Annotated in this window: 9 protein-coding genes; 3 read left to right on the top strand and 6 right to left on the bottom strand. The window is 75.5% G+C overall.

Annotated features, from left to right (window positions below; genetic code table 11):
• Together ACFRMQ_RS30700 and ACFRMQ_RS30695 are read left to right on the top strand one after the other, a co-directional pair.
• The coding region (locus tag ACFRMQ_RS30700) for an FCD domain-containing protein (RefSeq protein ID WP_380733961.1) at positions 1-261 on the top strand (261 nt) is incomplete at its 5' end.
• A 50-nt stretch (positions 262-311) separates the two neighbouring features.
• The gene (locus tag ACFRMQ_RS30695) at positions 312-1,184 is read left to right on the top strand and encodes a cache domain-containing protein (RefSeq protein WP_380733960.1); all 873 of its coding nucleotides are present in this window, start codon (positions 312-314) and stop codon (positions 1,182-1,184) included.
• Positions 1,185-1,244: 60 nt separating this feature from the next.
• Here ACFRMQ_RS30695 and ACFRMQ_RS30690 read toward each other — a convergent pair whose 3' ends face one another.
• Together ACFRMQ_RS30690 and ACFRMQ_RS30685 are read right to left on the bottom strand one after the other, a co-directional pair.
• Entirely contained in the window at positions 1,245-1,988 is a 744-nt protein-coding gene (locus ACFRMQ_RS30690) for a (2Fe-2S)-binding protein (RefSeq protein WP_380733959.1), read from the bottom strand.
• A 241-nt stretch (positions 1,989-2,229) separates the two neighbouring features.
• Positions 2,230-2,853 carry a hypothetical protein gene (locus tag ACFRMQ_RS30685; protein WP_380733957.1) on the bottom strand — a complete coding sequence of 208 codons (624 nt, stop codon included), beginning with the start codon at positions 2,851-2,853 and terminating at the stop codon, positions 2,230-2,232.
• Positions 2,854-3,013: 160 nt separating this feature from the next.
• On the opposite strand from ACFRMQ_RS30685, the gene ACFRMQ_RS30680 reads away from it, so the two are divergent.
• The gene (locus ACFRMQ_RS30680; RefSeq protein WP_380733956.1) at positions 3,014-4,252 is read left to right on the top strand and encodes a sensor histidine kinase; all 1,239 of its coding nucleotides are present in this window, start codon (positions 3,014-3,016) and stop codon (positions 4,250-4,252) included.
• Positions 4,253-4,323: 71 nt separating this feature from the next.
• Here ACFRMQ_RS30680 and ACFRMQ_RS30675 read toward each other — a convergent pair whose 3' ends face one another.
• The 4 genes from ACFRMQ_RS30675 to ACFRMQ_RS30660 all read right to left on the bottom strand — a co-directional run.
• Positions 4,324-5,943: a purple acid phosphatase family protein gene (locus ACFRMQ_RS30675; RefSeq protein WP_380733955.1), complete on the bottom strand. Its 1,620-nt coding sequence runs from the start codon at positions 5,941-5,943 to the stop codon at positions 4,324-4,326.
• 408 nt (positions 5,944-6,351) lie between these two features.
• The gene (locus ACFRMQ_RS30670) at positions 6,352-8,016 is read right to left on the bottom strand and encodes a peptide-N4-asparagine amidase (RefSeq protein WP_380733954.1); all 1,665 of its coding nucleotides are present in this window, start codon (positions 8,014-8,016) and stop codon (positions 6,352-6,354) included.
• A 146-nt stretch (positions 8,017-8,162) separates the two neighbouring features.
• The gene (polX, locus tag ACFRMQ_RS30665) at positions 8,163-9,893 is read right to left on the bottom strand and encodes a DNA polymerase/3'-5' exonuclease PolX (RefSeq protein WP_380733952.1); all 1,731 of its coding nucleotides are present in this window, start codon (positions 9,891-9,893) and stop codon (positions 8,163-8,165) included.
• 166 nt (positions 9,894-10,059) lie between these two features.
• Positions 10,060-10,618, bottom strand: a 559-nt coding sequence (locus ACFRMQ_RS30660; RefSeq protein ID WP_380733951.1) for an ATP-binding protein, incomplete at its 5' end; no start/stop codon positions are given.

Below are 10,618 nucleotides of genomic sequence, written 5' to 3'. Positions count from 1 at the left end.
CACATCGAACTCGCCGTCGCCGCGCAGTCGGTGCGGCTCACCCAGCTTGCCGTCCGGCTCCAGGCCGAACTCGGCCCGCTGCTCTGGCTGCCCGCCCCGTACGGGCCGGACCAGGAGCGCTTCGCCGAGCAGCACCGGGAGATCCTGGTCGCCGTGCTGGCCGGTGACGCGGCCGCCGCCCGGGCCGCCGCCGAGGCGCACGCGGTGGCCTGCGTGCACCATCTGGTCCGGCGGCACCTGGAGTTGGCGGACGACGGCTGAGCCGGGGTCGTGCCGTCGTTCCCGGAACCCTCCTCGCCGCCGGAGCCGTCATGACCAGCACGTCCAGTCCCACCCTGCCCTCGGCTCTTGAGCCCGAAGCCGTCGCGCCCGAAGCCGTCGCGCCCGCGGCTTTCGCGCCCGCGGCTTTCGCGCCCGCGGCTTTCGCGCCCGCGGCTTTCGCGCCCGCGGCTTTCGAGCCCGACGAGGCCGACCCGGTCTCCGTCGAGCGGTGCGCCCGGCGGATCGCCGTCGTCGTCGACTCGGTGCTCGCCGAGCTGGACGGGCTGCGGGCGGCCGCCACCGACTGCTGGACCCGGGCGGCCGCCGAGGGTCGCCGGCCCGCCGCCCGCGAACTCGGCGCGGTGCGCGGCGCGGTGGGCGAGCTGCTGGCCCGGCCCGGCTCGCGCTGGTTCGGCTGCGGCGCGGTCGCGGCGCCCGGCGCGCTCGCCGACGCCGAACTGCACGTGGAGTGGTGGTACCGCGGCGCGCGCGGGGCGGGGGAGCGGCGGCTGCGGCTCGCGCTCGACCCGGCGGACGCCGAGTTCTACGACTACCGGGCGCTGCCCTGGTTCGCCAAGCCCCGGGACGAGGGCCGGCCCGCGGTGGCCGGGCCGCAGGTGGACCTGCTCTGCGCGGACCGGTACGTGCTGTGCTGCGCCCGGCCGGTGACCGTCCCGGGCGCGGGCTTCGTCGGGGTGGCGGCCGGGGACGTCCCGCTGGCCGCGCTGGAGCGGCTGCTGGTGCCGCCGCTGCGGGCGCTGCCCGGGGAGGCCGCGCTGCTCGACGACGAGGGGCGGGTGCTGGCGGCCACCACCCCGGCCCTGCCGGTGGGTTCGCTGGCGCGCGGGCTGCTGGCGGACCCGGCGGTCGGGCGGGCGGCGGTGCCGGCGGCGGCGGTGGACTGGACCGTGGTGCGCGGCTGAGAGCGGAGGCCGGACAGCGGTATGACCTTCATTTGTGAAGGTATTAACCGTGCCGCGGCATTAACCGTTCCGCTTCGGACGGCCGGGCGGCGTGCTGAAGCAGCAGTCCCCGCAGAGTCCGGCGCCCGGCCCCACCCGGTAGTAGAGGCAGCAGCTGGTGCGCCGGAACGCCGTGCCGCGCGGACCGGTGCGCAGGGTGCCGGACCCGGCCAGTGGCGGACGGTCCAGCAGCTCCGCGGCCAACGCCCGCGCGGCGCCCGGCGCGTGGGCGTCCAGCACCCGCAGCGTCCCGGCCAGCGCGGACGCGGCGTTGCCGAGCAGCAGGCGCGAGGAGAGCGGGGCGGCGGCCCGTACGGCCGCCGCCAGCGGTTCCAACCGGCCCAGCAGAACGGCCTGGTGGAGCTGGTCGGCGAGGGCCCCGGCGGCCGGACGGGCGGGCTCCGGTTGGCTCCAGAGATCGAGCGGGCCCTGATCCGGAATCCGCACCCAGGCGTCCTCCAGGGTCGGGACCGTCCCCAGCAGGACGGCCGAGCCGAGGCCCACCGACCAGAAGCGGGCGGCCAGCCCCAGGTGCAGGATCGAGGCGGCGACCCGGGGCTCCCCGGTGCCGAGTCGTCGTGCCACCACCCGCAGCCGGGCCGCCAACGGGGCGTCCGGCCCGGTGCCGTAGAGCTCGGCCAGCGGCCGGAAGCCCTCGGGTGGACGCCCGGCCCGTCCGCCCGGGGAGGTGTCCAGCGCGAAGTACGGCCCGACGGCCGCGAGTCGGGCGTAGTCGGGTGGACGGTGGTCGGCCTCGGGGTTCAACGGCCCTCCCCTGTGCGGTCGTTGAACCCCGGGCCGGCTGGTGGGGGCGTGGTCGGACGGTCGGGGGACAGACGGTCGGGGGACAACGGGGCCTCCAGGTCCTCGGGTGCGGGGTGGCGGCGCGCGGGCCCCGGCCGTTGCCCGGGAGGCCCCGGGCCCGGTCGGTCCGAGGGCCCGATGGGTCCCGGAGGGCGACCGGCCCCGGAGGCCCGGTCGGCCCGGGAGGCCCGGTCGGTCCGGGTCAGCCGCGCACGGAGAAGTCGCCACCGGTCGTGCGGATGAACGGTATCGTGCCCTGGCAGTCCGACACCGGCTGGCCGAACACGCCCCAGACCCAGCCCATCCGGTCCCCGTGCCGTCCGTTGTCCTCCAGCGAGATCGAGACCTTCTGGCCGACCAGCTCCAGGCCCGGGAACCACGGCGCCTCGCCCTTGGTGATCACCCCGGTGGCGATCGCCTCCCGGCCGCCGACGCCGAGGCAGCCGATGTCCCCCTCGAAGTCGGCGACCAGCCGGCCGTCGGTGCGCACGTGGCGGACGTGGAAGTGGCCGACGGTGGTGCGCGGATCGGTGTTGGTGGTGGCGCGGGCGTCCACCGAGATCCGCACCGGGTCGCCCTCGAAGCCCTGGAAGGCGGCGGTGAGGACGGTGTCGCCGGTGCCGCGCACGCTCACCGGCCCGAAGTCGCCCGTGGCGGCGCCCGGTTCGGCGCTGGGAGTCGGCGCGGCGGCGGCGTGGACCGGCGTGGCCGCGAAGCCGGGCGTGGCCGTGACGGCGGGTGCGGCCGTGACGGCCGGTGCGGCTGTCACGGCCGTCGCGGCCAGCAGGAGGAGCGAGACTGCGACAGTGGTGAGGCGGCGTTCCATGACGGTGCGTTCTCCTTCGGTGCTGTTGTCTCCGGCACCACCGATCATGCTCGCGCCCGGCCGCGCGGACCTCCCGCTGTGGAGGGGAGTCCGCGAGGTGCCGTTCCCTCCCGAGGAGGAGACTTCCTCCCCCGGCGGAGCTGCCCGTAGGCTCGGCCGGGTGCCCACCGACTCTCCCTCCGCCCGCTCTGCTCCGAAGCGGGGGCGAGCGGGCCGGATCCGCCGACGGCTCGCCGTCGCCTCCGTGCTCGCCGTGCTGGTGCCGATCGTTCTGGCGAAGCCGGACGCCCGTGCCGCGGCCCTGCCGCTCGCCCTGACCGCCGCGCTCGCCGTGGCGGCGGCGACGCTGCCCCGGCCCGGCGGGCGGACCACGCTCGGCGTGGCCGGCGCGGTGGTGGCCGCGGCCTCGTTGCTGGTCGACCTGCTCTACTCCGGGCCGTTCCGGCTGCCCGCGTTCTGGCTGCCCTTCGAGTGGCTCGCCCTGCTCGGGCTGCTCTTCCGGGCCGTCCGCCGGTTGCCCGACCGCTGGGCCGGGCCGGTCGGCGGGCTGATCGGGCTGGCAGCGCTGGTGTTGCCGTTGCGGTTCGCCCTGCGGGTCCCCCAGGGCGGCGCGGCCTGGCCGGTGTTCGGGATGCTGCTCTCGCTGCTGCCGGTGCTCGCCGTCGCCGGGGCGGCCCTGTACCTGCGCGTCCTGGAGGTCCGCCGGGAGCGGGCGGTAGACCGGGCCCGGCGCGAGCAGCGGCTCGAAGTCGCCCGGGGGCTGCACGACTTCGTGGCCCACGAGATCACCGGCATCGTGCTGGAGGCCCAGGCCGGCCAACTCCCGGGCCAGGAGTCGGAGGAGACCGTCGCCCTGCTGCGCCGCCTGGAGGAGGCCGGGCTGCGGGCGCTGGACTCGATGGACGAGATGGTCGGCGCCCTGCGGGAACCGGGCGGCCGGGGCGGCGGGGCCGGTCAGGACGAGCCGGCCTCGGCCGCGACCACCCGGCGGCAGGGCCTGGCCGACCTGCCCGAACTGGTCGCCCGCTTCGGCGCCACGGGCAGCCCGCGGGTCACCGCGGAGGTGGCCCCCGGCTCCGCCGGGCGGCTCTCCGCCGAGGCGGAGACGACCGCCTACGCCGTCGTCCTGGAGGCCCTCACCAACATCCGCCGGCACGCCCCGCAGGCCACCGAGGTGACCGTCCGGGTCGCCCCCGGCGAGGCCGGCGGGGTCGAGCTGACCGTCACCGACGACGCCGACGGCCCGACCGGCACGCCACTGCCGCGCCGTCGCGCCGGAGCCGGCGGTACCGGCCTGGCCGGCCTCACCGCCCGCGCCGCCGCCCACGGGGGCTCGGTGACCGCCGGACCCGGCACGCCCTCGGGCTGGCGGGTCAGCTGCTCGCTGCCGGGGCGCTGAGGCACGGGTTCCGCGGCGCCGACCGGGCCGCCCGGCGCCGCTCCTCGGACGCGCCGAGGGCCGACCGAGGGTCAGTGGCCCTGGCTGTTTCCGTCCTGTCCGTCACCGCCCCGGCCGTTGCCGGCCCCGCGGGCACCGCGCGGGCGGGTCAGGGTGAAGCGATCGACCGGGACGAGGTCCCCGTACGGGCCGCTGACGGAGTAGTAGGTGACGCCGATGGTGGTCTGCCCGTTGCGGCCGCCGGGGTCGACGTCGAAGGACGCGAAGCCGTACGGGTTGTCGGCGTCCCGGAAGGCGGACCAGGGGGCGTCCTCGATCACGTACACCGGCGGGCGCTTGCCGGTGGCCGGGTCGGCGGCGCCGACCCCGGTGATCACCCGGGCCTTGGCCGGGCTGAAGAAGAGCTGGTTGGACGGGGCCGAGGTGCCGCCACCGCCGATGACCATGTGGACGGTGCCCTTGGTGGTGTCGATGGTCGTGGTGTCGGTGGAGACCGGGATCGGCGTGCGGGTGTCGGTCGGCTGCTGGCCGCGGATCGGGTGCGAGCGCTCGTAGTGGTGCTCGTGGCCGCAGACCACCAGGTCCACGCCGTACTTGTCGAACAGCGGCACCCAGGCCTCGCGGACGCCGAGGTCGGCGCCGTTGAACTTGTCGGCGGTGGAGATCACCACCTGGTGCATGCAGACCACGATCCAGTCGATCCCCGGATCCGCGTTGGCGGCGATCAACTCCCGCTCCAGCCAGCGCTTCTGGGCGCCGCCGGAGTAGCCGTGGACGTAGCTGTTGCCGCCGTCCTGGTAGGCCACGTCGTCGTTGTTGAGGCTGATCACGCGCACCGAGCCGGCCGTGAACGAGTACCACAGGCCGCTGGTCTCCGCGTCGGAGCGGGCGTCCGGCAGCTCGAAGTACGCCTGGTAGGCGCCGTAGCCGATCGGGCCGTTGCCCTTCTCGTTCTCGTGGTTGCCGGCCGCGGGCATCCAGGGGCGGTGGCGGGCCGAGCGGCTGTTGTTCTCGAACCAGTCGGACCAGGTGCGGACCCGGTCGGTGGCGATGTTGGCGTAGCAGAGGTCGCCGTTGAGCAGGTGGAACAGCGGGGCGATCCGCTCGACCCCGGCGGTGGTGTCGCCGGCGGCGGGGCTGCCGAGGTTGTCGTTCACGTAGCCGTTGGCGGTCTTCTTGCCGAGGGTGGGGGTGCCCTGGTCGCCGAAGCTGGTGAAGGTGAAGGCGGTGCGGCCGCGCGGGGCGGTGCGGACGGTGCCGAGCTCGGGGGTGGTGCCGTCGTGGACGGCGGCGTAGACGTAGTCCGTGTCGGCGTGCAGGCCGGTCAGCCGGGCGTGGTGCACCTGGACCTCGGTGCCGGAGGCGGCGTCCCGGTAGGTGCGGGTCGCGGCCTGCACCGTCCGGCCGAATCCGCTGTTCGAAGTCCCGTACGTCACGCGTGGGTTGGCGACGGACTTGGTGGTGTGCCAGGAGACCACCACCTCGCGCGAGGCGTCCGAGCCGAACTGGAGGTGCAGACCGGCCACGCGCGGTGCGCCGGAGCGGCCCGGCCGCTGCCAGAGCACCGGGGAGGCGGCGGCGGGGGCGGCCGACAGGCCGGAGAGGGAGACGGCGCCGCCGAGGCCGACGCCGGTCGCACCGGCCAGGAGTCCGCGCCTGCTGACGGGGAGGCGTCCGCTGGAATCGTTCATGGCGGCCAGCTCACCGGACGAAGGTGAACCGCGCCGGGTCCGACGCGTGAACTTTCCCGTCCGGCGGTACGGTGACCGACCGCCGGGGGTCACCGGGCCGTGGGCTCACGGGGGTGGGACACGGGAACGCGTCCACGGGGCCGAGGGGATGCTCCGTGGACGCGCGGAACCTGTGAGGCGGGGGTGGCCTCCGGACGTGACGTCCTCCGGCCGGTAGTTCGATCGTCGACCGAGGTAGTGCCCAGCGGCAGACCCTGATCCGTCTCGATCTGTCGCCACTGCCTCCTGCGGTCGAACTATTTCAGCTGCCTCACAGGTCCACCTCCCATGATGCGCCTCCCGCGCGCCGTGCACCAGGGGTGTACGGGATGAATCCGTACGATTTTCGCACATCGGGCGGCCGGGGCCTCAGGGGCGCGGCCAGCCGTCCACGAAGGCGAGCGTCCGCCGGTACGGCCCCTCGGGACCGGTGGCGCGGTACTCCTCGGTGCTGCTTCCGGTGCGGACGGTGCGGTCCCCGTCGTGGCGCCGGGCGGTGGGGCGCAGGGTGTGGTCGACGGTGGAGCGCTCGGTGACGTGGCCGCCGGTCGCCGCGGTGGCCTCACGGTGGTAGCCGAGGTCCATGGTGGTGGTCTGGTCGGTGTTGCCGGCCGCGTCGCGGCTCACCAGGTAGCGGACGTCCAGCGGTTCGCCCTCGCGCGTGGTGGTGGTGCGGTGCGGGCCGCCGCCCCAGGTGCTGGTGGTGCGGGTGAGGTCGGTGCCGTTGTGCAGTGTCACGTCGTTGCCGGTGTCGCGCAGTCGCTGGGCGGAGCGGAAGGCGAGTTCGTCGCGGACCTCGGTGGTGATCCGGCCGTGCGAGGTCTGCACCCAGCCCCGGGCGAGGTCGTGCCGGGCCGCCGTGACCGTCCAGTCGCCGCTTCCGCCGCCGTGGTCGGTCAGTTCGGTGCCGACGGTGGCCTCCGGGGCGACCCGGTGGTCGGTGAGCTGTCCGGTGGTGCGGGCCGCGCCGTGGTCGGTCTCGGCGAAGAGGTTGACCTGGCCGGTCCAGACGTCGTTGCCCTGCGCCTCGGCGGTGTTCACGGTGACGCCCACGGTGTGCGGCCGGCCGTCCAGCAGCAGCCCGACGTACGGGGTGAGGTCGAGCCGGTAGGCGGGCAGGTCGAAGGCGAAGACGCCCGGGACCGGCCGCCAGAGCAGGGGGTCCCAGCCTCCGGTGTAGATCACCGGGTACGGCCAGACCGCGCCAGCCACCCGGCCGTCCACGGTGAGCCGCAGTTCGCGGAACGGGCCCTTGCCGCAGATCCCGCTGCCCGGGTTGGCGGCGGCGAAGGCGTCGGGCGCGGAGGCGTACGCGAACTCCTCGCAGGCGCCGCCGCCCCGGGCGTAGACCTCGGCGGTGAGGCGTTCGAGGTTCTGCGGGAAGGTGAGCTCGCGCCCGGCGGCGGGGGCGGCCCGGGTGAGGCCGAACGGCCCGGTGGTGAGCAGTCGGTCGGCGGTGCGGGCGGCCGGCCAACGGTCGTTCGCGGTGGAGAAGGTCAGCTCGGCGCTGATGGTGAAGACACCGGTGTAGGTGGCGTCGGTGACGTTGGCGAGGTCGAAGGAGAACTCCTGCGGGCCGCCCGAGAAGAGCGGGGCGTAGCGGGTGACGTCGTGCTCGACGCTCCACGCGATGCCGTCCTTGGAGGGCTCCGGGGTGGAGGAGAGCAGGATCTGGACACCGCCGACGCGGACGCTGAAGATCCGGTCGAACTGCCGCCCGGCGACCTGCCCGTGGAGGTCCAGGACCACCGCGGACCAGGGGCCGGCGCAGTCGGCGGGCGGGGTGAGGGTGGCGGTGTACGGGGTGTCCGGCGGGTTGCCGTACCCGTCGCGGAACTCGCGCTCGTGCATCACCTCGACGGTGCAGGAGCGGGTGTCGGGGCGGGTCAGCGGCCGGGTGGCGGTGACCGGGTCGTGGTAGTCGGTGCCGAAGTCGGCGTGGGCCGGGCCGGCGGCGGTGAGGGTGCCGGCCAGGGTGAGGACGGCGGCGCAGGCCAGACCGGCGGCGCGGCGGAGCAACGGGCGCAGGGCCAAGGCGGGTTCCCGGGGTCGGGCGGCCCGTGAGCGGGTGCCGCGGGCCGGTCGGATGGTCCGGGAATCCTTCCGGTGGTGGCATGGCTGCGTCAAGACGTGAAGGGTGCCGCGAAGGTCCCTCCCCTGTCGCGGGGTCCCGCCCGGGGCTACTTCGGCACCGCGTCCTTGCGCAGGAAGTGCTTCAGCTTCCGCCAGGTCCAGGTGTTGACCACGTCCTCCGCGGTGAGCCAGCCCCGCTGCGCCGTGCCGATGCCGAAGCGCGGGTAGGCGAGGTGGCCGGTGGCGTGCGCGTCGCTGTCGATCGCGAAGCGCACGCCGTGCCGCCTGGCCCGCAGGACGTCCTCGTCGCGCAGGTCGAGGCGCTGCGGGGAACTGTTGATCTCGATCGCGGTGCCGGTGCGGGCGGCGGCCTCGAACACCGCGTCCAGGTCGACGTCGACCGGCCCGCGGCTGCCGATCCGCCGGGTGGTGAGGTGCCCGATGACGTGCACGTACGGGTTCTCGCAGGCGCGGACCAGCCGGCGGGTCTGGGCGGTGCGGTCGAGGCCGAAGTGCGAGTGCACGGAGGCCACGCAGACGTCGAAGCCGGCCAGGAACTCCGGCGGCCAGTCCACGCCGCCGTCCGGGCCGATGTTCAGCTCGGTGCCGTGGAGCAGCCGCAACTTCTTGTGCCGGTCGGCGAGTTGCCGCAGCCGTTCGCGCTGGGTGAGCATCTTCTCGTCGGTCATCCGCTGCATGACCAGGTTCGGCGCGTGGTCGGTGACGGCGAAGTAGGAGTAGCCGCGGGCGGCGGCGGTGTCGACCATCTCCTCCAGGGTGGCCAGCCCGTCGGTCAGATCGGTGTGGCTGTGCAGGTCCCCGCGCAGGTCGGACTCCTGGACCAGGTCCGGGAGTTCACCGTTCAGCGCGGCCTCGATCTCGCCCCGGTCCTCGCGCAGCGCAGGCGCGATCCACGGCAGGCCGAGCGCCGCGTACACCTCGTCCTCCGTCTCCGAGACCACCTTCTCGCCGCCGTCCGCCTCGAACAGCCCGTACTCGGAGAGCTTCAGACCGGCCCGGACGGCCATCGTGCGCAGCTTGATGTTGTGCGCCTTCGAACCGGTGAAGTAGACCAGCGCCGCGCCCCAGTCCTCCTCCGGGACGACCCGCAGGTCCACCTGGACGCCCTGGGCGGTGCGCACCGAGGTCTTGGTCGGCCCGCTCCCGATCACCTCGGCCACGTAGGGGAGTTCGACGAGCGCGGCCATCAGCGGGGCGGAGTCCTCGGCGGTCGCGAGCACGTCGATGTCGCCCACCGTCTCGCGCGTCCGGCGCAGCGAACCCGCGTACGCGCAGCGGGTGCAGCCGGGGACGGCGGAGAGCGCGGCGACCAGCTGCTCGGCCAGTTCGGTGGCGGTGTCCAACAGGGTGCGGCCGCCGGACTGCCGCATCAGCTCGATGCCGTGCAGGATCTTCTCGCCGCTGCGCTCGCCGAAGCCGGGCAGGTCGGACAGCCTGTCGGCGCGGGCCGCCGAGGCGAGGTCGTCCACCGAGGCGATCCCGAGGTCGCGGTAGAGGGCGAGGGCGCGTTTGGGGCCGACGCTGGGGACGGCCATCATCTCCCGCACGCCGGCCGGGATCGAGGCGCGCAGCGTCTCCAGGGCGGTGATCCGGCCGGAGGCGAGGAACTCGGCGATCTTCTCGGCGGTGGACCTGCCGACGCCGGGGATCCGTTGGAGACCCTTGACGTCCAGGCCCGCGAGGTCCTCGGGGTGGCCGCCGACCGCGCGGGCGGCCTTCTCGTAGGCGCGGGCCCGGAAGGCGTCCCCGCCGGCGATGTTGATCAGGTCGGCGTACTCCTGGAGGAGTTCCCCGACCTGGTCGTTGAGCCGGGGCATGGGGCAAGTCTAGGGCCGTGTCCGGTAACTCGCCGGGCACCCGGCGGGGGTTGTCGGACACGCCCCGGGGTTCGGCGGGGCGGTCCCGCCGGGCGCGGGGGCCGGCTGGTCCGGGGTGGGGCGCCGGGCGCGGGGGCCGGCTGGTCCGGGGTGGTCCTGCCGGGCGTCAGTCGTGGGCGACGGTCATCAGCAGGACCACGGTCAGGCCGCCGCCGGGGGTGGTCTCCACCGCGAGCCGTCCGCCCGCGGCCAGCACCAGGCTGTGCAGCGCCGGGCCCGCCCGGCCGTCCCGCCGGACGTCCGCGAACAGCCACTCGTGTGCCTCGGGCGACTCGTGGGCGCCCCGGTCCGAGATCCGGATCTCCACCCGGCCGCGGTTCGCCGCCGCGCGTCCCGCGGCCCGCCGTCCGGACGCGCCGCCCGCCACCCCGACCCGGACCAGCACCCGGCCGCCCACCGGGCTGCGCCGGATCGCGTGGTCGACCAGCCCGGCGACGGCGGCCTCCAGCCGTCGGGCGTCGGCGGCCACCACCGGGAGGCCGGGCGCGATCCGGACCGTGACGACCGCCGCCCGGCCGCCGCCGCGCACCACCCGGCGGACCACGTCGGCCACCTGGACGTGCCGGGCGGTCGGCTCGCAGCCGGCCTGCCGTCCGGTCCAGCGCAGCCGCTCCAGCTCCGGGCGGGTGAGCGCCCTGGGCGCGGCCATCGCGCCGGGCGCCAAC

This window comes from Kitasatospora sp. NPDC056783 (genome assembly GCF_042789895.1).
Taxonomy (GTDB): Bacteria; Actinomycetota; Actinomycetes; order Streptomycetales; family Streptomycetaceae; genus Kitasatospora.
Note: the sequence above shows the minus strand (reverse complement) of the source record. Positions and strands in the feature narration are given on the sequence as shown.